The sequence below is a fragment of the Caulobacter sp. GW821-FHT12D05 genome, assembly GCF_058807295.1.
In genome coordinates this window covers 74,909-97,027 of record NZ_JBXAQO010000002.1, presented here as the reverse complement: position 1 = coordinate 97,027, position 22,119 = coordinate 74,909, and the positions used below count along the sequence as shown (strand labels likewise).

Here is a 22,119-nt window from a genome sequence, read left to right as displayed (position 1 = left end):
TAGCGTCTGGCGTAGCGCCGGCCCATGATCTGTTGCCGAGAAGCTGCGGCGGGGCCGTACGGTGTGGCAAAGCTAAGCCAGGATCAGCACCCCTTCGTTCGCAAGCTCGTAGGTCAGGGTGCGCACCTCTTCCTCTATCAGCCCGCCGGGCGCGTCGCGCACAAGGTGCGAGACCCAATGGGATTCACCGTCAAGAAGCTGGCTCACAAGGCTATAGGCGCGCAGATCAAGGTGCCATTTGCGCTCGCCCAGGCAGAAGTTGAAGTCTGTCTCCGTAACCTCCAGCGCCGTGTGCGGGGCCAGGCCGGCGAACTGCACAAGCCGGTCCTCGGCGTGAAAGGTTTCTGGATCGATCAGGGCGGGTAGGCGATTGGCGGCCCGTCGGGGCAGTTCGCCATAGGCGTGGTTCCAAAATTCGTCGATGAGCGCGGGTGTCAGCTGCTTGGTGAAGAACGCCGCTAGATCGTCAATCACGTGCCCGCAGGCCTCGTCGGAGGCTGAACTCGGGCGCAAAAGATCAGCGCGAAACACCGGTTCGGCCGAGGCCTTGGCGATCAGATAACTCACCAGATCCACAACGCGGCGATTGCGAAAGCCCGCCGTCAGGTGGATCGATCCCGCGCCTGTCGATTTGGCATGGTGCCACCAGCCCCGCGGCAGGTAGAGCACATCACCGGGGCGGAGCACGCCGCACCAACACAGTTCGAGGCCTTCCACATCTCGGTCGAAGGCCACATCGGTGGCCATCGGAAACTGACGCGTCGGCTTGAAGACAGACCACTCCTTGGCGCCGGCCGTCTGAATGATTAGCGCGTCGTGCGAATCCCAGTGGGTCGTGAAACAACGATCCGCCTTCCACGATACATAGGCGTTCACACCCACGCTCTCGCCGAGATCCTCGGTCAGGGCCTCGCAAAGGCGACGGGTGGCGCGGTGATAGGTGTGCAGTTCATTGAGCACCAGGGAATAGCCTTCCTGGAGACACCTTCTGAGCGCCGCGGGGGAAATGGCGGGAAAGCCTTGGGCGTTCGGGGTCGTATAGAGCTTTGGCTCCAGCGCCGCGCCTTCCTTTCGGACCATGATCTTGCTGACATAGGTGTCCGACATATCCAGCACGCTGTTGAGCCCGTCCCAGTCAAACAGCTTGCTGACGTCGGCGCTCTGGGCGCGCAGCAGGCGCCAGGTACGTCCCCGGATATCGCGGTCGAAGCTGGCGGGGGCGACGCCGGTCAGAAGTTCGATCACTGCTCGTCCTCGAAACGTGGTGCGGCGCGTCCGGTTTTAAGGATCCTGACGGCGCGGCCGGGATCCTGGGGCGTATCCTCGCGCCAGTGGTCGACCATGGCCTCGGCGGTCCATGGCATGGCGTCGTCCAGCCTTATGCGCTGGTCCTTCGGTCGAAGACGAAACATCAAACGGCGCGCCGTGATCAGACCCGAAAGCTGGCTCATGATGTTTGTCCTGGCCCGACAAGGCGCTCCGGCGGTGCGACAGCGTCGACAAATAGCGACAGGTGGCGTCCGTCCACGACCGTGCTCGCGGTGCGACTGTGGTCATCGATTCGCAATGGCGGAAAGTTGGACGCCATGAAGGCGCTGGGCTGTGCCTCCAATCGAGCCTGCTTGATCAGGGCGACGAGCGTGGCTTGATCGTAGCCGAACTTGTGCGAGCGCATGAACAGGCCAGGCGTGGCTTCAGCCCCCGCGTAGTGCAAGACCCGCTCTAGCAGCGGCGCATCGCGCGGCTGTCTGCCGAACAAGGCCATCTCACGCTCTGCGAAGAAAGGCCCATCGCCACGCGTATAGGCCGACAGGCAGAGCGCGATGTCAGGGACGATGATGCGCGCTGCGCCCCCTGGCTTCAGCACGCGCCCGATCTCGGCCAGCAGACCCAGTGCGCCTTGAGGGTGGTGCAAATGTTCGAGCACATGGGAGGCGAACACATAGTCCACGGACTTGTCAGCGAACGGCAGTGGACGCATCAGGTTGTGGCGCACATCGCCGTGGCTCGCATCCAATGAGATCCAGCCTTCGATGTGCTCTCCGCCGGCGCCGAGATTGAGCTTTACATCGGCGGTCGCTGGTCCGAGCGCTTCGAGCTGGCGCCGGGCCTGGTGACTGGCATGGTGATCGCCGTCGGCTTCCAAGGCCCCCATATCGGCGTGGAGTTGGCGCAACCGCTCAACCAACGGCGCGAGGGTTTGGGGTGTCGCGTCGAGACACGCCAGGTCTCCGGCCATCCGATCCAGGGCGCGCGCCATTTGCGCCATGAGCCGCAACCCTTCTGTCGGGTCGGCGAGGGGCGGAGCGCTGGCGTCGACCAAGGCCTGGCATGACACCAATGCGGCGATCACGTCCGAGACATAGGCTCTTTCCTCGACATCCGTCTCAGCCATGACCTGCTGCGCGGTGGTGGGCTGGGCAAAGCGCTGGAGGATTTCCACAGTGGCGTGGTCGAGTTGAAACGTTCGCGCACCTGCGGCGGTATCGATGTAAAGGCGCGCAACCTGCTCGCCGAAACCAAGTGCGCCTTTTGGATTGGCGACGAGCGCGAGGGGCTTTGTCACGCTGCGCCGCCCACAAGCACTCGAAACCGCAAACGCTTATGCTCCCACGAAACTCGAAATCGGCAGCCGCGAGCCGCTACGTACTAATCGAAACATGGACGACTTTGAGTTGCAAGTCGATTGCTTGCAGCTATTTGCAGGCGGAGATGAGTGATCGCTTTTGAGCGACTTCAGGTTGTCACTGGCGCGACTGTTTATATGATGATCGCATCGGCCGGTCCGGGAGATGCAAGCGTTTGACGAAGTCCAATTTCGCTCAGCCCAGACCTGACGGCGCTATTCTTCCCGACGATTGGCCTATCGACATGCCCGATGTCGTGACGTCGGAGACAGCAGCGGCAATATGCGGGCGCTACGCCGCCGCGCGCGACGAGGCTCTCCTGTTCGCCTTTCTCGCTGGATCGTTTAGCCGCGGACAGCAGTCGGCTCTTTCCGACCTGGACCTCTACATTGTCGAGGCCGGCGCGCCGCCCATGTTGCGCGAGCAGGTGGTCTTCGAGGGCATGTGCCTGCAAGTCGGAAGCGTCAGCCTGCCCGACGCCTACCTTCTGGTGCAGCAAGGCCAAAAGGCGGCTAATCCGTTCTACGTGGCTGGCGTGGCCGAAAGCCTATACGTCGCCGGCGACCGGGCCACTTACGACCTGTTCGCCGACTTCGCCCGGCGGGTGATGGCGGCTGGGCCCGCCCCCGCGCCGAGCTGGCGCGCGCACCGCAAGCGCGTGGCCCTGGTCAACGCCTATATGAAATGCGGCAAGGCCACGCGGACGGCGGACTTCCTGGGGGCTAGCGTCCGGTTTCTCGACCTGTTGTGCGACTATTGGCAAGTGCGGCAGGGAGGCTGGATTTTCGAACGACCTTGGGCGGTGCGCAAGGGCTGTTTCCCGCAGGCGCTGGACGATGAGTTTTCGCGCCTGATCGTCGAGGGCGCCGTCGATCCGACGCCCTTCCTGCGGCGCGCCGCCAAGATCCTCCAGGACATCGACGCCTTCGCCTGGACCACTGCCGCTTGCGGTCCCTTGCCGCTGAGCCTTGGCTAGCGGTCGCGTTTCAGCGGCAGCGGTGACAACTTGCTGGACGCGCCGTCTTCGTCAGCGATGCGGCCGTCGACGATCCTGATGACGCGGTGGGCTCGGCGGACGAGCGCTGGCCGGTGCGCGACCACGATGCGGGTGATGGGCATCGAGGCGACGAGATCGGCGATCATCTCCTCGGTCTCGGGATCGAGGTTGGCGGTGCCTTCGTCCAGGATCAGCAAGCGCGGGCGTCGATAGAGCGCTCGGGCCAGCAGAATGCGTTGCTTTTGGCCGCCCGACAGGGCCGATCCCATGTCGCCGATCATGGTCATGTAGCCCATCGGCTTGGCCATGATGTCATCGTGCACGCGGGCGGCTGTCGCGGCGGCTTGCACGGCCTCCATGTTCAGCTCCGGATCGAAGAAGGCGATATTGTCAGCGACCGATCCCGACATCAGGCGATCGTCCTGCGCGACGACGCCGGTTGCTGCTCGCAGTTGCCGCCAAGCCTGGGGACTGGCCAGCCGCCCGTCGATCCGCACCTCGCCGCTGGTGGCTTCATTGAGGCCGAGGAGCAGCTTCAGCAAGGTGGTCTTGCCGCCGCCTGAAGGACCCGTAATCGCCAGATAGTCTCCAGGCTCGATCCTCAGGTCGAGATCACGCAAGACCAAAGGGTCGGCGTCGCTGTAGCGGAAGGCGACCTCCGAAAGAACGATACGACCCTCAAATTCCGTTTCGCTCGAGCGCTCGAAGGTCTCGGCCTTGGTCGCGACGATGTCTCCCACCCGTTCCAGATGGAGCTTGGCCAGGCGGAACTGCGACCACTGTAGGATCAGAGACTGTGTGCGGTCGGTAAAGGTCTGGCGGAACGACAAGAAGGCAAACAGCATGCCCAGGGAAAAGCCGCGCGCTTCGATCACCAGCTTGGCGCCCAGATAGATGATCAGCACCGTTTGCAGGCCGGTCACGATCGCCTGCAGGCAGACGCCGATGATCTCGATGCGGCGGAGGGCGACCGTCGTGTTGATCACCCGGCCATAGAGATTGCGCCAAGCGCTCTCGCGCTCGGCCTCGCAGCCCAGCATCTTGATCGTCGTCGCCGCGCGGACCGTCTCCATCAGGCTCGACTGCTCGTTTGCGGCGGCGATCATGTGCTCTTCGTTGCGCGCGCGCGCGATCGGAAAGACGACCGCGCTCAGCAGGCCATTGATCGCCATGGCGACGACCACCACCAGGGCCATCATCGGCGAGTAGGCAAACAGCAACGCCGCTGCCGCCAGCGCCATCACCCCGTCCAGCAGCGAGGTCACAATGCCCCGCGTCAGCAGGTCCTGGATCGCCGAGGTGGAGTTGATGCGGGAAATGATGTCGCCCACGTGCCGCCGCTCGAAGAACGTCGTTGGCAGACGCAGCAGGTGTCGGATCAGGTTGCCGACCACCTGAAACGCGAACATGTTCCCAAACAGCTGGACGGCCCAGTTGCGAAGAGCGTCGGTCAGGGCCTGCAGCACCACGACCGCGCCAAAGGCCAGGGTCAGGACCAGCAGCAGCGCGGTGTCGCCGTGAGCGATCACCTGGTCGACTGTCAGCTGAATCTGCAGCGGCGCCAGAAAGGCCAGGATTTGCAGGGTTGCGGTCAGGAACAGGATTCGCGCCCCAGCGCCGACCAAGCCGCGCGTTCTGCTCCAGAGCATAGACATCCGCAGCGGCGCCTTAGCCTGGATCTTCTCGAAGTTTGCGCTTGGGAACAGTTCCAGCGCCACGCCGGTAAAGGCCTTGGAGACCTCGGAAAGTGGCAGCCGCCGTTCGCCGTAAGCTGGGTCGTGGATGATCGCCTGCCCGCGGCGAACCTCGCGCAGCACCACGAAATGATTGAGGTTCCAGTGCAGGATGGCCGGGGTCGATAGCGAGGCCAGGCCGTCCAGCTCCAGCCGGACGGCGCGGCTGCTAAGCCCCAGACGGTCGGCGATCGACATCAGGCTTCGCAGATTGGCGCCGGCGCTGGAAATGCTGAACCGCTGGCGCAAGCCATTGAGATCGACGTCGTGACCGTGGAAGCTGGCCACCATGGCCAAGCAGGCCAGGCCGCACTCGGCGACCTCGGAGACCAGCATCACGGGCAGGCGCGAGCGGCCGAAGGGGGAGGGGATCACCGCCTCGGTCAACGACGCCGCCCTACGGCATAGAGCGGATCCAGCACCCAGGCGAGCAGCGGGCGGCGATCCAGGATCACATCGGCCTCCAGCAACATGCCCGCCTGCAGGGGCATGCTTCGCCCATAGGCCTGGACCGTCGCCCGATCCAGGTCGACGCGAGCCCGGAAGACCGGTTCGGAAATCTTGAGGCCTGGCGGCGCCTCCGTGGGGTTCAGCACCGTACGCGAGACCGTGCGGACGATACCGTTCCCGGCCCCGAAGGTCTGGTAGGGGAAGGCTTGGTACATCAGCCGGACTTTCTGGCCGGGCCGGATGAAGCCGGCGGCGCGCGAGGGTATGTAGAGCTCGGCCGCCATCGCCGAACCGGCGGGGGTTAGCACCGCCAAGGTGGCGCCGCCTGCAACGGCTTGGCCTACCTCGACCGGCAGAGCGGCGACGCGGCTGGCCACCGGCGCGGTCACCGCCACCGCGTTGGCCGCCGCCAGGGTCGTGCGTTTCTGCGCGGCCGCGGCCTTCAGTTGTTCGGTGCGCGCCGCCAGGCCCGCCAGCGTCGTGGGCAGGTTGGCGGCCTCGCGTTCGGCCTCGTTGATCTGCCTCTGATACTCGAGGGCCGAGGCGCGCATCTGCGAGAGGTTGTCCGCGGCCGACAGCGCCGTGGAGCGTCGCAGATCGATCGCCGCGTCGGACAGGAACCCCTGGAGCCGAAGCGACTCTGCGCGTCGCACCTGTTCTTGAGCGATGGCCGCCTGCTCTTCACCGATCTTGACGCGGGCTTGAGCCTCGACCAGCCCGCGCCGCAGGTCGGCGATCTTCGTGGCGATTTGAGCGCCACGGTTCTGCGCCTGCCGCTGCTCGGCGTCGACGCCGGCGATCTCGGCGGCGCTCTCGTCCTCCAACGCCGTCATCAACACCGGACCGGCATCACCGCCCGTCAGGTCGGTCGAGCGCTTGATGAGCACGATCGGCGCTCCCGGCCGGACGGCCTGGTCTTCCTTGACCAGCACCTGGGTCACGACGCCGTCGCCGCGCGATGTTACGCGGATCAGGCCAGCATCGGGGACGATCCAGCCCGAGACGGTCTCATACCGGACGAACCGCGCTGCGCTCAGTGCTGCGACCACCGCCAGGATCAAGCCCAGCAAGCCCAGGCACAGCGCATTCAGCGATCGCGGCGTCGTCAAGACGACGTCCCCGGTCAACCGACGGGTCGCGTGCTCGACAGCCTCCTTACGGAAAAGGCCTGCCACTGGCTGTCGTCTCCGTCTGCCTCGCGCTAGCGAGCTGTCTCGAGATGCTGGGACTGGGCCAGCGGGCCAAGCTCATTCAGCCACACCACGCCTTCATTCGCCAATTCAAAGACGAAGGACCAGACCTGGTCGGCGGACATTACGTCCTGGGTCAGCGCCGCCAGGTCTGAGACCCGCTTGCGCGCGCCCTCGGCTAACGCGTCGAGCAGGGGATAGGCCTCGAGGGCGAAATCCCAACGCTTCCCGCCCAGGGCCAGGGCCACGCTGTCGACCTGCCGTTCGAGTACGATGGTGGGCGCCAAGCTGGCGATCTGGACGTCGAAGTCGGTGCGCCGAAAGATCTCGTACTCGATGACGTGGGGCAGGGCATGGTGGGAGCGTGTTGGCAGGCTGGCATAGTGGCGCTGCCAGAACCGATCGACCAGCTGGTGGTCGAGCTGCTGCTCGACGAACGCCAGGAAGCGCGTCTTGAATGCGTTCTGGGCCTGGAGATAGTCGCCGTCCTGCGATGGTCGCGCGAGCTCGGTGCGGAACGCCGGCGCCTCGCAGGCGCGATCGCGCAGAAAGTTCATCAGGTCCAGCCAGGTGCGACCGGTGAAGCCGACCGTCAGGTGGATCGAGCCTGCCCCGGTCGACTTGGCGTGATGCCACCAGCCGCGCGGAATGTAGAGGACGTCGCCAGGCCTGATCGCGCCCTGCCAGGCGATCTCCAGGTCGTCCCGTAGGCGCTCGAACTCGACGTCGTGCGCCGTGGGGTGGGTTCGTGTCGGCTTATAGACTGTCCACTCCTTCTCGCCCTCTGTCTGGATGATGAACACGTCGTGTTCGTCCCAGTGGGTCCGGAAGCATTTGTCGCCAGTCCAGGAGACATAGACGTTGATGCCGATCTGCTCGCCCACCTCGGCGACCAGCGCCTCGGTCAGCAGCCGTGCGGGCGGATAGTATTCCTGGATCTCGTCCAGCAGGATCGAGTAGCCCTCACTCAGCGCCTTGCGCACGGCGGGCGCCGACAATCGGTCCTTGCCGTAGCTGCCCAAGGTGTCGACGAAGGTCCGGCGATCGGCGCGATAGTCCTCGCGCACCAGGCTGATCCGATTGAGATACTTGGCGGAATTGTCGAGCACGCCATTCAGTTCGTTCCAACTGAACAGGCCATTGACGATTTCGGGTGCGACCGCGCCCTTATAGAACCGCTGCCCTCTGACCTCGCGGTCGAAGGTCTTGGCGTCGATGCCGATCAGGTTCTTGAGCATCAGCGGCGCTCCAGGGCCGGGCCGGCGGCGTCGAACCATGTCGTATGCGCGCGTTCGGCCTCCGCGCGCGCCTTGACGAAGTCATTTCCTGAGCGGTTGCCGCGCGAGGTCGTCTCGCCAATTGCGTCGTCGCGGAACTGAGTGTCGAAACACTCCACGGCCTCGCCATTCCAGGTCCAGACGAACGACTGGTTCACGCGCTCAAGGCGTCGGTAACGACCGGGGAGGAGCGATCGTCCGCGAATGAGGCTCGCGGGGCGTTCGCCATCGTCAGTCTGTGAATGGGGTTGCGTCGGAACCACTGGACTACGATCCATTTCTCACCACTCTCAACCGGCATGCCCGCGTGCAGGGCGTCATCGTCGTGAGCGCCGTCCGGGCGCTGGTTCCTGAAGAAGACGCCGTCGCCCGCGAACCCCTTGATCTTCAGCCGCGGGGCGAGAAACGCTGTCTCGCCGCCGCCATAACCTTCGTTCAGATAGACGATCACCGAGACGGTCCGAGGGCCGAAGGCGTCGTCACCGACGCCATCGTCGCCGTAGGAGGCCTCAGCCGCGTCATAGTGGGCCTCGAACAGTCCACCCGGCGGATAGCGCACCACGGTCAGGTTCTCGGCATTGGCCGCCGGCTCGCCGCAAGCTTCGGCGATGCGGCGCGAAAGGCGGTTCATCAGCAGGTCCTGGCGCCAGGGCGAAAAGCCGACATCCTCGGCGATCCGTCCGCCGTGCTGCTGCCCGCGGCGATCATCGCGCGTGCGCACCGTCGCCGGCCGCAGATGCCCCCGCGCCATAGCCATCAAGTAGCGGCATCCGCTCTCGCCGATCAGGCGCTCAGCATAGTGTAGCCTTGGAGCGTCCGACAGTTGCTCGACCCGCGCTGGCGGAGCTAGCAGCAGGGCGTCGGCCTGCGCCTCCACCGCCCGCAGGCGCAGGGCCGCGTCGTCGAGAGGCGATGCGTCGGGGTCTGCCGCCAGGGCGCGCGCGATTGGTTCGCCTAAAGCCGCCGCATGGTTCCAGCATGACCGTGCAAGGTCGGTCAGATCCTGTCCGGCCTCGTCCGCCAGCGCGCCCAGCACCCGCCAGGCCGGGCCGAAATCAGCGTGGGCAGAGGCCAGCAGGCGGTCGAGGGAACCTGATAGGTTGAGTTCGACTCCATAGCCGCTGGCCATGCAGCTAGACTGTGCGAATAACGCTGAACCCTCGAATTGAGATGAGAATAATCCATTGATCTGAGAAAGTGTCGGCGTCGACGAAAGATCATTCCAGATAACGGATTCTTGAAGCATTCGTCTTTGCCAGCCTTGATACGCGTCAAAGATCCGGATTACGCGGCGCGAGGAATTATAAGCTTAACAATATATCCGAAAGCGTCGCCATTCGGCTTCGGAGACAGTCAAGAGCAATTGCGCCTCAGGAATGAGTGAGAGTCAATCACAATTTGTGATTGACTGGTGTGGGGTTTCGTTTCTAGCCTTCCGTGTGGAGGCCTTTCGTCTCCGACCGTGACGACAACGGAGGTTGTTCATGTCATCAAACCCCAAGGATCGGCCCTTCATTCTCCGATCCGAAGCCATCGAGACGACGTCGGAAGATCGCAGCCGCCGCGCCGCGATCATCTCCGAACTGACGGATGCGGATCTCGACCGCGTGGCCGGCGGGACTAACCGCCCGGACTATGCGCCTGAGTGGGATCCCGATCGCGGCAAGGACACCAGCAGCGGTCAAGACTCCTGAGAAAACACGAGGGTCGGGCCTCCCCGACCCTCACCTCGGTCTCATTCGGACTGGATCGCATGCGCCAAACAGAACCCTACGCGCTCATTATGGGCGGATCCGACGATGGCCAGCTGATGGCGGTGCTCAGCGCGTTGAAGGCGCGCGGCGCGCCCTATGTCTTCCTCGATCACTGCGCCAGCCAGGACATAGGGTTTGATGTCCGCGAGGACGGCCGTCTACGGCTCTGGTTTGACGGCGAGGAGTTGCCGCGCCCTAGCGTGGTTTGGACACGCGTCAAGATCAACGCCTTGGTGAGCGTGTGGACTCCCGAAACAGTCGATGAGTTTATCCGCCGCTCGGAGTGGCGCGGCTTCATGTCGACCATTTCCGCCGCCCTCAACGATGTCGGCATTTACACGCTGAGCGCGGTGGCCGAGAGCGGCAGCCGCATACGACAGATGCAGATCGCCGCCAGATGCGGCTTCGTGATCCCAGAGTCGAACTGGTTTGTCGGCAAGGCCCAAGCGACGCGGTTTGCCGATCGTCATGCTCGGATCGTGGCCAAGCCGATCGCCGTGCGCAACGTCCCGAAGTTGGAAGGTCAGATAGACAGTTACCGCGTTCTCTTCACCATGGGCGTCGAAGGCGCGGAAGTTCCTGCGATCCCGGACACCGAGTTTGAGGCAGCGCCGACGCTTTTCCAGGAAAGGCTGCCGCGCGGGGTAGAGCACCGCGTTATTGCCTTTCGCGGCCGGGCCTTCAGCTACGCGATCAAGGGGCGCCTGGAGGACAAACTCCGTCCTGACGAGCGTATTCTTTACGGCGGCGAAGCGCGCGGGCGGAAAATCTATGGCGCCCAGTACAGCTATGTTGAAACCCCGCCGTTTGTCGTTGAGGCCACTTCGCGCTTTCTCGCCGAGAGCGGATTGCAATATGGCGCCTTCGACTTGATTGAAGACGAAGGCCGCTGGTCGTTTATCGAATGTAACCCCGAGGGGCAGTGGTACGCCGCGTCGTTCTTCAACATGAATGAGGTCGCGGGCCATTTCGCCGACGTGATCGCCGCGCGCCTCACAGAAGCGGCCACAGGCGGCGATCTGGAGCCCTTGGGGCGCATGGCGGATTCCACGCCTTAAGGTTTCCGGAGCAGGGCATGAGCTTACGCCGCTTTGGAGAGCGAGTTTGTTTTTGGCTGGCGCTGCTGGTGTTCTCCGGAGCGGTCGGTGTCGCGCCCGCCTTGGCGGCGGCGGATATCGTCGCCAAGGCGACAGCTGAAATCGCCCAGATACAGGCCGATCAGGCCTTGATCAGCGAACTTGCCGGCATGGGTGCGGTCGACCGTGAGATGCGCGAGCGTTTCATCGCCCTGCGTAAAGTGGCCAGTGAGCCCGAGCGCGTGCAACTCGACCTGATTTGGAAGGCCAAGTACGCCCCCATTGATCGGGCTCATGCCGACCGCCTGAAGGCCTTGATCGGCGATGGACCCTGGTTCAGCCGCAACCAGATCGGACCCATCGCCGAACGGGCGGCCGTATCGATCGTCAACCACTCCAACGATCTGACGTTCCAGAAGCAAATGCTGGCCAAGATGGAGCCGCTCGCGGGTGTCGAAACGCCGAACGGCTACGCCAATCTCTATGACCGTGTCGCCGTGCAGGAAGGGCGCCCGCAACGCTACGCCACGCAAGCAGCCCAGTGCGTTTCGGGGACGAGTACGCCCCCGGCGAACCTGGAGGATCCGGCTAAAGTCGATGCTCGTCGAAGGCAAGTGGGTCTGGAGCCTTTGAGCGAGTATCTGGCCAATCTCGACAAGACTTATGGTCCTTGCACGGGCGTTGGAAGGTAGGCCTTCTCGCCAAACACCCGCTTCTTCTCAGCCCAAAAAAGGAGGTTGTTCATGTCATCAAACCCGAAGGATCGGCCTTTCATTCTCCGGTCTGAAGCTCTTGAAACCACACCCGAAGATCGCAGCCGCCGCGCCGAGATTATCTCCGAACTGACAGATGCGGATCTCGACCGCGTGGCCGGCGGAACTAATCGGCCGGACTTCGGGTCTGACTGGGAGCCAGACAGGCCCGCGGACGCTTACACCGACTCCTGAACGTCATGAGAGGTGGCGCCCCTCAATGCGCTGACCTGCGAGATGATCGCCAACCCGAGTGCATGCCAACCGCTACTCGGACATGGGAAGCTCGAGAGCGCCGCTCGGCATCTTGGCATTGACGCGGACGACGCTCTCGAGATGTCCGAGCAGATCGATCTCTAAGGCGCTAGGGCGCCAGTTCAGTCGGGGCGAGAGTTAAGCGCCCCTCCGATGAACGCCGCATGCCTGGAGGCGCGCCAATGTAGCAAGTGGCGCTGCCCTGCCTTCTAGCGCCGGGGAGATCCCAGGCGCGGTGGCTTCACAGCTGCTTGCTATCGGCCGCTTGGCTGGCTGGCATAGTGCCCGAAGACCCAAGCTGGCTGCGAGGGCGACCAACCGAACGTCCAATCCTTGGAAGCAAGCTAATGTCCGCTGATGGCGCGTCTCGGCCGGCGACAGGCGTTCGGTTAAGGCTAGTAACGCCGAAAGTATAGTTGCCGTGTGAGCGCAGAAGACGAGCGAGCATGGGGCTATGTTAGAGCCTGATCATGGCGACGCTAGGTGTGGTCGAGTTCGTTGGGCAGAAAATCCAAACCTGGAGTCCTAGGCCTTGGCGTTTAGCTCGGCGACCACCCTGGCGTGGCCCGCCTGGGCGCCTTGCCAGCTATCGTACAGATACGTTTCCGTGAGCTCCCCATTCTCAAACACCGCCGTCTCGAAGACCACGGGCTGATCAAAATCTGGCCGGTCGGGCACGTCCAGGTCCTGGTCCATGCCGGAGAATACGGTCGAGACCCTGAACCGGCCGCCGATATTGGTTTGGGCGACGATGCGGCTGCCGTCGGCCAGTGAGGCTCTCATCCAGGCCTCCCAGGCTGCGGCGTTGGGCTCGGGGACCGGCGTGGTGCCGTGAAGGATGTAGGTCCAAGTCTCGGGCATGGTCACTCCTTAAGCGCCAACCTAGCAGAAAGTCTGAGTGCGGCGAGTCCTGGTACCGGGATGAGGACGTCTCAAGCGGCCCTGGATCTTCGCTAGACGAAGCGGGTGTCTGGTCGGCGGTTTCGGCGGTCATGATTCCAAGTTGGAGGCTGTGACATCCAGGAGCCGCGCCCCGCCCGTAACGGGTAGGCTGTGCGAATTTTTGGGTGCGCGCGCTACCTCGAATGTCTAGTTCCTGGAGGAGCGGCAAGGACAGCTCGTGGCGCGATGTCGCCAGTACCGCGCCGCGAGCGGCTCGCTGTTCTCGAGGGCGGCCCGACCGTGCCGTTTCGCCGACCCGCTGGGCGCGGCGCACAAGCCACGAGCAAGCGGTCGTACTGTTCCTCATTTAAGGTCTGTCGAGATTCGCGCCGTGCATTTTGCCAAGGCGGAGATTGTCCTTGGCGGGCCTAGGTTCGGCGCGCATGGTGCTTTGAGGCGCCATCCGAAGGGCCCCGTTGATCGGGAGGCATCAGCATGGCGATCGATAGTCTCTCCGAACTCGAACGCGACGCCTTGACGGAGCTTGTCAATATTGCCGTCAGCGGCGCGGCGACGCGACTGCGGGCCATGATCGGCTCGGAAGTGTCTCTGAAGGTCCCGGTCGTCGAGGTCCACGAAGCTGAAGACGCCGCGCGGGCGCTTGTTAGTTTCAACGGCGAGACGCTGACGGCCGTGCGCCAGGCATTTTCCGGGCGACTGAACGGTCAGACGATGTTGCTGTTCGGTCCTGAGGACGGCCATACGCTGGCGCGGGCTGTCCTGGGCGAAGGCTATTCCGAAGAGGATTATGCGGACCTGCAGGACGATACGCTGGGCGAGATCGGCAACGTCCTGCTTCTGGGGCTTTTGGCCACCATCGGCTCGATGTTGAACTTAACCTTCAAGGTGGCCATACCGACCGTCTCGATCCTGGTGGCGGACGAACTGTTTCCCGCCGAAGACGGCCGCGTGGTCCTGCTGATCCATGTCGACTTCAGCGTCCGCCAGATCAATACGCGCGGCTATTTCGCGCTGGTCCTGGGGCTGGGCAGCTTTGAAGCCTTGCACGAGATCATCCGTGCATTTCTGTGCGACCTTTTCGAGACCGCCCCAGCCTAGCGAGCGCTCCGTTAAGCCTGGTATTCGCGAACGTATCGCAAGTCCTGCCGAAGGCGGAACGACCGCCTAAGCGCCCCGTTGCTTGTCTCGACAGTCTCCCTGGCTGTTCATGGAGACTAACACGATGGCTGACGCCCCCAAACTCGACGCCGTGGCCCTGCTGAAGGCCGATCACCGCAAGGTCGAAGATCTTTTCGCCAAATTCGAAGCCGCCACCGGCGACGGCAAGAAGAAGGCCCTGGCCGAGCAGATCTGCATGGAGTTGACCGTCCACACCAAGATCGAGGAGGACATCTTCTACCCGGCCTGCGAGGGCAAGGTGGAGGCGGACCTGCTGAAGGAAGCCTATGTTGAGCACGACGGCGCCAAGGTGCTGATCGCCGAGATCGAAGCGGGCGGCCCGAACGACGAATTCTACGACGCCAAGATCAAGGTGCTCTCGGAAATGATCGAGCACCACGTCAAGGAAGAAGAACAGCGCGTCGAAGGCATGTTCAGCCAAGCCCGCAAGGCCGGCCTCGACATGGATGCCCTGGGCGAGCAGATGGCGGCCGAGAAGGCCGAGTTGGTCGCCAGCTACAAGGCCGGCGGTCTACCGGTCCCCGAGACGCCGACCCTGCAAGGCACGGTGCTCGCGGCCCACTGATGGACAAGCTGTTCGCGAAGTTCGCGAACGCCACGGCGAAGGCGACGGGTAGCCCCGTCGCCTTTTTGCTGTGCGTCGCATCCGTGCTGATCTGGGCCGTTACCGGGCCGATCTTCAAGTTCTCCGAGACTTGGCAGCTGGTGATCAACACCGGCACGACCATCGTCACTTTCCTGATGGTGTTTCTGATCCAGAACACCCAGAACCGTGACGGCGTCGCCCTCCAGACCAAGCTCGACGAACTGATCCGCGCCTCCGACGCTGAGGACGAGTTCATGGGCATCGAGAAGCTGACCGACAAGGAGCTCGCCGCCCTGCACCTGCGCTGTGAACGCGCCGCCGAGCGCAGCACCAGGGTCGCCGACAAGGCCAAGGCTGAACGCGCGGCGCGCGCCACGGTCGCGCCATGAGCGGGTCCGAAAAGGATGGGAGCGGCGTCAACCGCTCCGACCACGTCGCCGAGTCCGTCGAAGCGGTCGCCAGCTTTCACCGCGAGCACTATCGCAGCGCCACCGGCCTGCAGCGCGCGATCGACGCCGTTACTGATCGTCTGGGCCGCCCGGCGGCGGTGATCGTTCTTCTCATTGTGGTCTGCGCCTGGGCGGGTCTGGCGGCCTGGCGCGGCGGCGGACAGGTCGATCAGCCGTCCTTCGCCTGGCTGGAGTTGGCGGCAACGGTCGCGGCCCTGCTGGTCGCTTTCTTGATCCTTGTCACTCAGCGGCGCGAGGACCTGCTGGCCGATCGCCGCGCCCAGCTCACCCTGGAACTGGCGCTGCTGGCCGATAAGAAGAACGCCAAGATCATCGAGCTTCTGGAAGCGCTGCGCCGCGACGAACCCAGTCTGGCTAATCGCTTCGATCCGGAGTCCGAGGATATGGCCAAGCCGACGGACGCGGCCGCTGTGGCCGCCTCGATCGAGGCCAATGCCAGCGACCCGCGCCGAGCCTAATTGGCGTAGCCCTCAATTCAGGCCAGGCGCAGGGCGACCGACGTGACCGTGTCGACCATCTCGTCGAGCCTGTAGGGCTTGGCCATGAAGCGACCATCGTCCGGAACCGGAGCCTGCAAGGCCTGTCCCGAAGTTACGACGAGCTGGATGCAGGGCCAGAGCTCATGGACGAGCGCGGCCAGTTCCAGGCCGTCGAACGCTCCAGGCATGTTGACGTCGGTGAACAGCACGCCCACGTCGGCCCGCGACTTGAGGATATCCAGGGCCTCCTGGGCGCAATTGGCCTGGATAACCTGGAAGCCGGCGTCTTCAAGACTCTGGCACGCCACCATCCGAACAACGGGCTCGTCGTCGACCAGCAAAACGAGGGTGTGATTGGGATGGGTCATGGGACGGCAACTGGTGGCAGGTCGCAAGGTTCCCAAGGGAATCGTTCCGCAAGAATTTGAATTTATTAATAAAGATTGGGCTTCGCTAAGGTTGGAACCATGTGGTGGTCGAGGGTTTCCCTTCCCACCTCTGGGAGATCCAAGACATGTTGAGACCGATTATGGGCGTCGCGCTGGCCGCGATGCTGCTGGCCGCGTGCGGCCAGAAGAACGCCGACCGTGATAAGGTCGAAGGGCCGGCCGTGTCGGCCGCCGCCGCGCCGACCAATGTCGCCGTCGACACCAAGCCCACCACCGGCGAGAGCGGCCCGACGCCGGGCGCCAGCTCCTACACCGCTGACCAGGCGCGGATGGCGATCGAGAAGGCCGGCTACACCGAGCTTGGCCCGCTGAACCAGAACGCCAATGGCCTTTGGCAGGGCGAGGCCATGAAGGACGGCAAGAAGGTCAGCGTGTCGATCGACTACAAGGGCGCGATCACCGCGCTCTAGGTCTCGACGCGTCGCCGTCTCCAAATCACATCACACCTAGGACGCCTATCATGAGCAAGACGATCACCCGGCTGTTCGATAGCCATACCCAAGCCCTCGACGCGATCTCCGATCTGGAAGCGCGCGGCATCGACCACGACAAGATCAGTCTGGTCTCCAACAATGCCGACAAGTGGCACGACGGCCATAAGCACACCGATGGCGACAACGACACGGCCGATGGCGCGGGCAAGGGCGCAGCCACTGGCGGCCTGTTCGGCGGCGGCGCGGGCCTGCTGGCCGGCCTCGGCATGCTGGCGATTCCAGGTCTTGGCCCGGTCGTGGCGGCCGGCTGGCTGGCGGCCACCGCCGTGGGCGCGGCGGTCGGCGCCGTCGCCGGCGCGGCCACCGGCGGCCTCCTGGGCGCGCTGAAGGACGCGGGTCACAGCGACGACGAAGCCAATGTCTATTCTGAAGGCGTTCGTCGCGGCGGCAGCCTCGTTAGCGTCAAGGCGCATGACGACGAGATCGCCACGGTCGAAAGCATCCTGAGCGATCGCCGCGGCGTGGATGCGGCGATGCGCGGCGACGCCTACCGCCAGACCGGTTGGACGGGCTTCGATCCGGCCGCCACGCCCTACAGCACGGACGATATCGGCCGCGAGCGGGCGCTGTATGGCGAGTCGCGCTCGTTCTCGCCGACCGACGATGTCGCCGTCGATGACGACACGCGTCGCGCCGAGCGTCCGGCGACGGACCCGATCCGCCCAGGTTACTGATCGAAATGCGCCGCCTCCCGGAGTTCTGGGAGCGGCGCGAAAGACGTGATCAAGCGTGATGCCACGTTTGCTGCATCGCAGCATTATACTGCGATGCAGCATTTGGCTGCGCTGATCAGGATGACGGCATGCCGGGCCTAGGTGACACGACCGCGATGCTGGCGCGGCTGCGCAAGACATCGTCCTTCTCGTCAGGATCCGGCGGAGCTCTAGAACGGACGGAGTCCTTCGGGCCCAATCCTGGCCAGCTGAATCTGCTGAGCTATCGGCCCGCGCGGCTGCTCCCGGGCGCGCCCCTGGTGGTGGTCCTGCACGGCTGCACACAGGCGGCCGAGACCTACGCCGTCAATGCCGGCTGGCTTACGCTGGCCGACCGTTTCGGCTTCATGGTCCTGGCCGCCGAGCAGCTCGCGTCCAATAACCCCAATCGCTGCTTCAACTGGTTCTCGCCGGGCGACGTTCGTCGGGGAGAGGGCGAGGCCGCATCGATCGCGTCCATGGTGGCGCATCTGGTCGCGGCCCATGATCTCAACGCGGACCAAGTCTTCATCACCGGCCTGTCGGCGGGCGGCGCGATGACCGCGGCCATGTTGGCGACCTATCCAGACGTCTTCGCGGGCGGCGCGGTGATCGGCGGCTTGCCCTATGGCGTCGCGCGCAATGTCCAGGATGCGTTGCGGGTGATGAGCCGCGCCGACGGCCGCGCGGCCGGGGAGTTGGGCGCTCTGGTCCCCAGGCCGCAAGGGAAGGGGCGTCCCCCGCGCCTGTCCATCTGGCATGGCGAGGCCGACTTCACCGTTCAGTCGGGAAATGCGCATGACCTGGCCCAGCAATGGAGCGCCGTCCATGGCTTGTCTTCGGCCCCGCATCGCGTCGAGCCTCATGCCTTCGGGACACGCTCGGTCTGGCGATCGGCGGTGGGAGAACCACTGGTCGAAATGAATCTCGTACGGGGCCTGGGCCATGGAACGCCGCTGTCGACCAAGGGCGAGGACCCGCTTGGCAAGGTGGCGCCGTTCATGTTGGAAGCGGGTGTCTCCTCGTCGCTCGAGATTATCAGGTTCTGGGGGATCGATACGGCAATCAAACGGGCGGCGTCAGTTCAACCTGCCGCGGAAGCCGTGGCGATGCCGACCGTATCGGGGGATTCGGAAGGTGGTCACCTGGGCCAAGTGGTTATGGACGCGGTCAGCGCGGTCGCGCCCGGTGTTCAGGAGACCATCGCCAAGGCGCTACGGGCCGCTGGCCTGCTGAAATAGAACGGAAGGACAAAATTCCGCCGTGCCCCGCCGTAAGGGGTCACCTCGCTAACGCCAGTAGGAGACGCTCCACCAGCAGGCGACGCGCGTCTCCGTCTTCGGTGGGAGCGGCGATCAGCAGCCGGTTGTCCTCCAGCCGAGCTTGCGGAGCGACGCGCGCCGTTCGGCCGAGCGCGAGGGCAGTTTCGGCCGGGTCGAGGGTCAGGGCCAGACCTTTGGGCCCCGCACTGACCTGGCGGACATTGGCGGCGCGCGCCAGGATCTGCAGACGCGTCAAGCCCAGCAGGTTCACGGTCGCCGGTGGCACGGCGCCGAAGCGGTCCTCCAGCTCCTCCTCGAAGGCGTCGATCTCGGCCAGACCCTCCAGCCGAGCCAACCGTGCATAGAGGTTGATCCGCGTGACCGGGTCGGGGACGTAGTCCAGCGGGATCGCGCCGGCTTCGCCTAGGTTCAGCACGGGCGTCCATTCGGCGGCCTTGGCTTCGCCGCGCGCCACGCGCACCGCGCGTTCGAGCAGGCGCTGATAGAGCGCCGCCCCGATCATCCGGATGTGGCCGGCCTGGTCTTCCCCGACCAGATCGCCGCCGCCGCGCAGGTCGAGGTCCCGCGCGCTGATCGCTAGGCCGGAGCCCAGCCGATCGAAGGCTTCAAGCGTCGAGAGTCGCGCCCGCGTGGCCTCGGACATATCGTCGTGGGGATCGGCCAGCAGATAGGCGATGCCCTGGACGCGCCCACGCCCGACCCGACCCCGCAGCTGGTGCAGTTGCGACAGGCCGAACCGATCGGGACGCCAGACGAACATGGTGTTGGCGCGCGGTACGTCGAGACCGCTCTCGATGATGTTGGTAGCCAACAGGACATCGCCTTGGCCGTCGGCGAAGCCGACCATCACCGCGTCAGCGTCCTCGGCCGAAAGGCCTCCGTGGGCGACGAGCACGGAGAGCTCGGGCGCCAGTTGGGCCAATCGCTCGGTCAACGGTTCGATGTCCTCAATGCGCGGAACGACGAAGAAGCTCTGGCCGCTGCGCCGCTTCTCGCGCAGCAGGGCAGTGCGCAGGCTGGCCGGATCGAACGGGGCTAGGAAGGTGCGTATCGGCCGACGGCGCGCCGGCGGGCTGGCGATCAGGCTGACGTCCTGAATCCCGACCATCGCCGCCTGCAGAGTGCGCGGGATCGGCGTGGCGGTTAGGGTCAGCAGGTGGCCGTCCCTCGCCAAGTCGCGCAGCTGCGCCTTCAGCGCGGCGCCGAACTTCTGCTCCTCGTCGATGATCATCAGGCCCAGATTGTCGAAGGCCACATCCTTCCCAGCCAGGGCTTGAGTGCCGATCACCACCCCGATCTCGCCTCTGTCCAAGCCATGTTTGACAGCGCGGGCCTCGGCCGGGGTTACCAGGCGCGACAGATGGGCGACGCCGATGCCCGTACCGGCGAAGCGGCGGCGGAAGGTCTCGAAATGCTGCCGCGCCAGCACCGTGGTCGGCGCGGCGATGGCGACCTGGCGTCCGCCCAACGCCACGGCCGCTGCGGCGCGCAGAGCCACCTCCGTCTTGCCGAAGCCGACGTCGCCGCAGATCAACCGATCCATCGGCCGCCCAGAGGCCAGATCGGCCAGCACGGCCTCGATGGCGGCGGACTGATCGGGCGTCTCCGGATAGGCGAAGCGCGCCGCGAACTTGGCGTAGGCCGCCTTGGGGGGAACGATCGGCTCGCACGTGCGCGCCTCGCGGGCCTTGGCCAGGGCGACCAGCTGCAGCGCGGCCTCGTCGACCTGGCGGCTGACCTCGGCTCGGCGCTTTGTCCAGCCGTCGCCGGTCAGACGGTCCAGGGTGACGGCGGTGTCCTCGGCGCCATAGCGCCAGATGCGTCCAATCTCCTCGACGGGCGCGAGAACGCTGGCCCCGCCATAGTATTCCAGCTGCAGGGTGTCGCGCTCCAGGCCGTCGATCGCCACGCTCTTGAGGTCGCGCAGAACGCCGACCCCGTGGTCCTCGTGCAGGATGACGTCGCCTATCCGCAGGTCGGGCTCGGCCAGCAGGTCCGAGGCGCTGGTCGCGCTGCGGGCGGCGATGCGGCCGCCAACCACGTCACTGGCGGCGATCACCGCCAAGCCCGCTGCGGCGTCGACGAAGCCGGTGTCCAGATCGAGCTGCAGGCTGACCACCTCGCCAAGATCGCAGGCCAGGGCGGCGGCCCAGTCGGCGACCGGCGTGGGCTTGAGGTCGAGGCCCCGCGCCAGGGCCTTGGCCAGCGGCCGCTGCTCGTGCTTGAGGCCGGTCAGCACCACGCGCCGATGCGCTTGGCGCTGCGCCTCGACCAGATCGCAGAACGCCCGACCCGGATTGCGCTGGGTCGCCAGGTTGGGGATGGAGGTGACGTCGTCGAGGTCGAGGACTCGAGGCGTCCAACTGGCCAGTCCATCCGCCAGCGCTTCGCCGAACAGGTAGAGGCCAGCGGGGGCGGGCGGCGTCTGGCCATCGATCCCGCCAAGGCTTTGCCGCGCCTCGAACGCCTCGACGATGTGCAGTTCGACGTCGGCGAGGCGAGCAGGGGTCTTGTTGTCCTGCGAGACGCGCGCCTTGGGCAGGATGTCGAACAGGGTTTCAAGCGCGCCGTAGCGGTCGGCCATGGCATGCTCCAGGCCCTGCGAGCGCGGCGGCGAAGCCTCGTCGCCCTCCTGCGCCTCGTCGATCCACTCGCTGGCGGGGCCCAGCAGCAGGGCCTCGGCTTGGCCTTCGGAGCGCTGGGTGAGCGGGTCGTAGAGACGGATCTCGTTAATCGCTCCAGTCTTGTCCAGCACGATGCGCACTGGACGGGCCGCATCGGCCGGAAAGATATCGGTGACCTCGCCAAGGAAGGCGATTTCGCCGGGCTCGTCGATGCGGTCGTCCACGACATAGCCCGTGCAGGCGGCGAACCGCGCCAGGGCCTGGAGATCGAGGGGCGCGCCGCGCTCCAGTGTCATGAACGCCGTGTCCAGGATCGTCCGGGGCGGAAGCTTCTGGACCAGCGCTTCGGGCGAGGTGACGACGATGCGTGGGACGCTGGCCTTGGCGGCCAGGGCGCGCAAGGTCCGCATCCGCCGTCCCATGAGGTCGCGCGAGGGGGAGGCGCGATCATAGGGCAGGCAATCCCACGGCGGCAGGACCAGGACCTCAAAGTCGTTGGTCAGGCCGGCCAGCGCTCGGCCGATCTCCTCGGCCCGGCGCTCGCTGGAGGCGATGTGAATGCTGACGCCACGCCCGACACTGGCGGCCAAGGCGACAGCGACCGCCGCGGCCGGAGCCTGTGCCCCGGCGTTGGCGCGAGGACGTTCGGGCCGCGCGCCGGGGGTGAGAATATCGCCGATCGGCGGTTCGACGTCTTCGGTCGTGGGCATGAAGTCCTTCCCCCGCGCGAACCTCAGAATGGCCGCGCAGGGAGCAAACACCGCGCGTTCCAGGTCGTTGCACTGCGGTTTGGCGTACATTTGTTCCGTGGAGTCGCCGACACAGGAACGTGGCCGTGCGCGCGCCGTT

The 22,119-nt window shown here is 65.1% G+C and carries 22 protein-coding genes and 1 pseudogene; 12 read left to right on the top strand and 11 right to left on the bottom strand.

Annotation, left to right across the window (positions count from 1 at the left end; all coding sequences use genetic code 11):
• Positions 1-72 precede the first annotated feature (72 nt).
• From AC1RRR_RS07825 to AC1RRR_RS07815, 3 genes are read right to left on the bottom strand one after another with little or no spacing between them, the layout of a single operon-like run.
• On the bottom strand, positions 73-1,245 hold the full coding sequence (locus AC1RRR_RS07825) for a JmjC domain-containing protein (protein ID WP_492811949.1): 1,173 nt from the start codon (positions 1,243-1,245) through the stop codon (positions 73-75).
• Positions 1,242-1,451, bottom strand: coding sequence for a hypothetical protein (locus tag AC1RRR_RS07820; RefSeq protein ID WP_492811947.1), 210 nt, complete (start codon positions 1,449-1,451; stop codon positions 1,242-1,244). Before AC1RRR_RS07820 ends, AC1RRR_RS07825 begins: the two co-directional genes overlap by 4 nt.
• Positions 1,448-2,566 carry a class I SAM-dependent methyltransferase gene (locus tag AC1RRR_RS07815; protein ID WP_492811945.1) on the bottom strand — a complete coding sequence of 373 codons (1,119 nt, stop codon included), beginning with the start codon at positions 2,564-2,566 and terminating at the stop codon, positions 1,448-1,450. The genes AC1RRR_RS07820 and AC1RRR_RS07815 overlap by 4 nt, the downstream gene beginning before the upstream one ends.
• A 305-nt stretch (positions 2,567-2,871) precedes the next feature.
• Here AC1RRR_RS07815 and AC1RRR_RS07810 point away from each other — a divergent pair, with 305 nt between their 5' ends.
• On the top strand, positions 2,872-3,603 hold the full coding sequence (locus tag AC1RRR_RS07810) for a hypothetical protein (RefSeq protein WP_492811944.1): 732 nt from the start codon (positions 2,872-2,874) through the stop codon (positions 3,601-3,603).
• Here the strand turns inward: AC1RRR_RS07810 and AC1RRR_RS07805 are convergent.
• The 5 genes from AC1RRR_RS07805 to AC1RRR_RS07785 form a co-directional block, all read right to left on the bottom strand.
• A complete protein-coding gene (locus AC1RRR_RS07805) occupies positions 3,600-5,744 on the bottom strand; it encodes a peptidase domain-containing ABC transporter (RefSeq protein ID WP_492811942.1) in 2,145 nt (714 codons plus the stop codon). The two genes, AC1RRR_RS07810 and AC1RRR_RS07805, sit on opposite strands and share 4 nt — an antisense overlap.
• Entirely contained in the window at positions 5,741-6,916 is a 1,176-nt protein-coding gene (locus AC1RRR_RS07800; protein WP_492811940.1) for an HlyD family secretion protein, read from the bottom strand. Before AC1RRR_RS07800 ends, AC1RRR_RS07805 begins: the two co-directional genes overlap by 4 nt.
• Before the next feature lie 92 nt (positions 6,917-7,008).
• Positions 7,009-8,235 carry a JmjC domain-containing protein gene (locus AC1RRR_RS07795; RefSeq protein WP_492811939.1) on the bottom strand — a complete coding sequence of 409 codons (1,227 nt, stop codon included), beginning with the start codon at positions 8,233-8,235 and terminating at the stop codon, positions 7,009-7,011.
• Complete coding sequence (locus AC1RRR_RS07790) at positions 8,235-8,432, bottom strand: hypothetical protein (protein WP_492811937.1); 198 nt, start codon at positions 8,430-8,432, stop codon at positions 8,235-8,237. Before AC1RRR_RS07790 ends, AC1RRR_RS07795 begins: the two co-directional genes overlap by 1 nt.
• Positions 8,429-9,520 carry a prolyl hydroxylase family protein gene (locus tag AC1RRR_RS07785; RefSeq protein ID WP_492811935.1) on the bottom strand — a complete coding sequence of 364 codons (1,092 nt, stop codon included), beginning with the start codon at positions 9,518-9,520 and terminating at the stop codon, positions 8,429-8,431. Before AC1RRR_RS07785 ends, AC1RRR_RS07790 begins: the two co-directional genes overlap by 4 nt.
• A gap of 238 nt (positions 9,521-9,758) precedes the next feature.
• Here AC1RRR_RS07785 and AC1RRR_RS07780 point away from each other — a divergent pair, with 238 nt between their 5' ends.
• The 4 genes and pseudogenes from AC1RRR_RS07780 to AC1RRR_RS07765 form a co-directional block, all read left to right on the top strand.
• Complete coding sequence (locus AC1RRR_RS07780) at positions 9,759-9,968, top strand: hypothetical protein (RefSeq protein ID WP_492811933.1); 210 nt, start codon at positions 9,759-9,761, stop codon at positions 9,966-9,968.
• A gap of 59 nt (positions 9,969-10,027) precedes the next feature.
• A complete protein-coding gene (locus tag AC1RRR_RS07775) occupies positions 10,028-11,086 on the top strand; it encodes an MvdC/MvdD family ATP grasp protein (RefSeq protein ID WP_492811931.1) in 1,059 nt (352 codons plus the stop codon).
• A 17-nt stretch (positions 11,087-11,103) separates the two neighbouring features.
• Positions 11,104-11,796, top strand: coding sequence for a DUF6624 domain-containing protein (locus AC1RRR_RS07770; protein ID WP_492811929.1), 693 nt, complete (start codon positions 11,104-11,106; stop codon positions 11,794-11,796).
• A 306-nt stretch (positions 11,797-12,102) separates the two neighbouring features.
• Positions 12,103-12,216, top strand: a pseudogene (locus AC1RRR_RS07765) (integrase); the annotation flags it as partial.
• A 420-nt stretch (positions 12,217-12,636) separates the two neighbouring features.
• On the opposite strand, the gene AC1RRR_RS07760 reads toward AC1RRR_RS07765, so the two are convergent.
• Positions 12,637-12,972, bottom strand: coding sequence for a hypothetical protein (locus tag AC1RRR_RS07760; protein ID WP_492811928.1), 336 nt, complete (start codon positions 12,970-12,972; stop codon positions 12,637-12,639).
• 516 nt (positions 12,973-13,488) lie between these two features.
• Here AC1RRR_RS07760 and AC1RRR_RS07755 point away from each other — a divergent pair.
• From AC1RRR_RS07755 to AC1RRR_RS07740, 4 genes are all read left to right on the top strand, one after another.
• The gene (locus tag AC1RRR_RS07755; protein WP_492811926.1) at positions 13,489-14,112 is read left to right on the top strand and encodes a chemotaxis protein CheX; all 624 of its coding nucleotides are present in this window, start codon (positions 13,489-13,491) and stop codon (positions 14,110-14,112) included.
• 124 nt (positions 14,113-14,236) lie between these two features.
• Positions 14,237-14,758: a hemerythrin domain-containing protein gene (locus tag AC1RRR_RS07750; RefSeq protein WP_492811924.1), complete on the top strand. Its 522-nt coding sequence runs from the start codon at positions 14,237-14,239 to the stop codon at positions 14,756-14,758.
• Positions 14,758-15,168, top strand: coding sequence for a low affinity iron permease family protein (locus AC1RRR_RS07745; RefSeq protein ID WP_492811922.1), 411 nt, complete (start codon positions 14,758-14,760; stop codon positions 15,166-15,168). Before AC1RRR_RS07750 ends, AC1RRR_RS07745 begins: the two co-directional genes overlap by 1 nt.
• Positions 15,165-15,707 carry a DUF1003 domain-containing protein gene (locus AC1RRR_RS07740; RefSeq protein ID WP_492811921.1) on the top strand — a complete coding sequence of 181 codons (543 nt, stop codon included), beginning with the start codon at positions 15,165-15,167 and terminating at the stop codon, positions 15,705-15,707. The genes AC1RRR_RS07745 and AC1RRR_RS07740 overlap by 4 nt, the downstream gene beginning before the upstream one ends.
• 17 nt (positions 15,708-15,724) lie before the next feature.
• Here the strand turns inward: AC1RRR_RS07740 and AC1RRR_RS07735 are convergent, their stop codons facing one another.
• Positions 15,725-16,096, bottom strand: coding sequence for a response regulator (locus AC1RRR_RS07735; RefSeq protein ID WP_492811920.1), 372 nt, complete (start codon positions 16,094-16,096; stop codon positions 15,725-15,727).
• 146 nt (positions 16,097-16,242) lie between these two features.
• Here AC1RRR_RS07735 and AC1RRR_RS07730 point away from each other — a divergent pair, with 146 nt between their 5' ends.
• The 3 genes from AC1RRR_RS07730 (at position 16,243) to AC1RRR_RS07720 (ending at position 18,604) form a co-directional block, all read left to right on the top strand.
• Positions 16,243-16,587, top strand: a complete 345-nt coding sequence (locus tag AC1RRR_RS07730) for a hypothetical protein (RefSeq protein WP_492811918.1) — start codon at positions 16,243-16,245, stop codon at positions 16,585-16,587.
• A gap of 50 nt (positions 16,588-16,637) precedes the next feature.
• Positions 16,638-17,345, top strand: a complete 708-nt coding sequence (locus tag AC1RRR_RS07725) for a hypothetical protein (protein WP_492811917.1) — start codon at positions 16,638-16,640, stop codon at positions 17,343-17,345.
• Positions 17,346-17,473: 128 nt separating this feature from the next.
• On the top strand, positions 17,474-18,604 hold the full coding sequence (locus tag AC1RRR_RS07720; RefSeq protein ID WP_492811915.1) for an extracellular catalytic domain type 1 short-chain-length polyhydroxyalkanoate depolymerase: 1,131 nt from the start codon (positions 17,474-17,476) through the stop codon (positions 18,602-18,604).
• Positions 18,605-18,644: 40 nt separating this feature from the next.
• Here AC1RRR_RS07720 and AC1RRR_RS07715 read toward each other — a convergent pair whose 3' ends face one another.
• Positions 18,645-21,980, bottom strand: coding sequence for a TRCF domain-containing protein (locus AC1RRR_RS07715; protein WP_492811913.1), 3,336 nt, complete (start codon positions 21,978-21,980; stop codon positions 18,645-18,647).
• Between the last annotated feature and the right edge of the window lie 139 nt (positions 21,981-22,119).

Bases quoted from the DNA above. Each gene is read 5' to 3' on its own strand.
- AC1RRR_RS07820 (WP_492811947.1), bottom strand. From the start codon at position 1,451: ATGAGCCAGCTTTCGGGTCTGATCACGGCGCGCCGTTTGATGTTTCGT.
- AC1RRR_RS07810 (WP_492811944.1), top strand. From the start codon at position 2,872: ATGCCCGATGTCGTGACGTCGGAGACAGCAGCGGCAATATGCGGGCGC.
- AC1RRR_RS07795 (WP_492811939.1), bottom strand. From the start codon at position 8,235: ATGCTCAAGAACCTGATCGGCATCGACGCCAAGACCTTCGACCGCGAG.
- AC1RRR_RS07785 (WP_492811935.1), bottom strand. From the start codon at position 9,520: ATGCTTCAAGAATCCGTTATCTGGAATGATCTTTCGTCGACGCCGACA.
- AC1RRR_RS07780 (WP_492811933.1), top strand. From the start codon at position 9,759: ATGTCATCAAACCCCAAGGATCGGCCCTTCATTCTCCGATCCGAAGCC.
- AC1RRR_RS07775 (WP_492811931.1), top strand. From the start codon at position 10,028: ATGCGCCAAACAGAACCCTACGCGCTCATTATGGGCGGATCCGACGAT.
- AC1RRR_RS07770 (WP_492811929.1), top strand. From the start codon at position 11,104: ATGAGCTTACGCCGCTTTGGAGAGCGAGTTTGTTTTTGGCTGGCGCTG.
- AC1RRR_RS07760 (WP_492811928.1), bottom strand. From the start codon at position 12,972: ATGCCCGAGACTTGGACCTACATCCTTCACGGCACCACGCCGGTCCCC.
- AC1RRR_RS07755 (WP_492811926.1), top strand. From the start codon at position 13,489: ATGGCGATCGATAGTCTCTCCGAACTCGAACGCGACGCCTTGACGGAG.
- AC1RRR_RS07750 (WP_492811924.1), top strand. From the start codon at position 14,237: ATGGCTGACGCCCCCAAACTCGACGCCGTGGCCCTGCTGAAGGCCGAT.
- AC1RRR_RS07745 (WP_492811922.1), top strand. From the start codon at position 14,758: ATGGACAAGCTGTTCGCGAAGTTCGCGAACGCCACGGCGAAGGCGACG.
- AC1RRR_RS07740 (WP_492811921.1), top strand. From the start codon at position 15,165: ATGAGCGGGTCCGAAAAGGATGGGAGCGGCGTCAACCGCTCCGACCAC.
- AC1RRR_RS07735 (WP_492811920.1), bottom strand. From the start codon at position 16,096: ATGACCCATCCCAATCACACCCTCGTTTTGCTGGTCGACGACGAGCCC.
- AC1RRR_RS07730 (WP_492811918.1), top strand. From the start codon at position 16,243: ATGTTGAGACCGATTATGGGCGTCGCGCTGGCCGCGATGCTGCTGGCC.
- AC1RRR_RS07725 (WP_492811917.1), top strand. From the start codon at position 16,638: ATGAGCAAGACGATCACCCGGCTGTTCGATAGCCATACCCAAGCCCTC.
- AC1RRR_RS07720 (WP_492811915.1), top strand. From the start codon at position 17,474: ATGCCGGGCCTAGGTGACACGACCGCGATGCTGGCGCGGCTGCGCAAG.
- AC1RRR_RS07715 (WP_492811913.1), bottom strand. From the start codon at position 21,980: ATGCCCACGACCGAAGACGTCGAACCGCCGATCGGCGATATTCTCACC.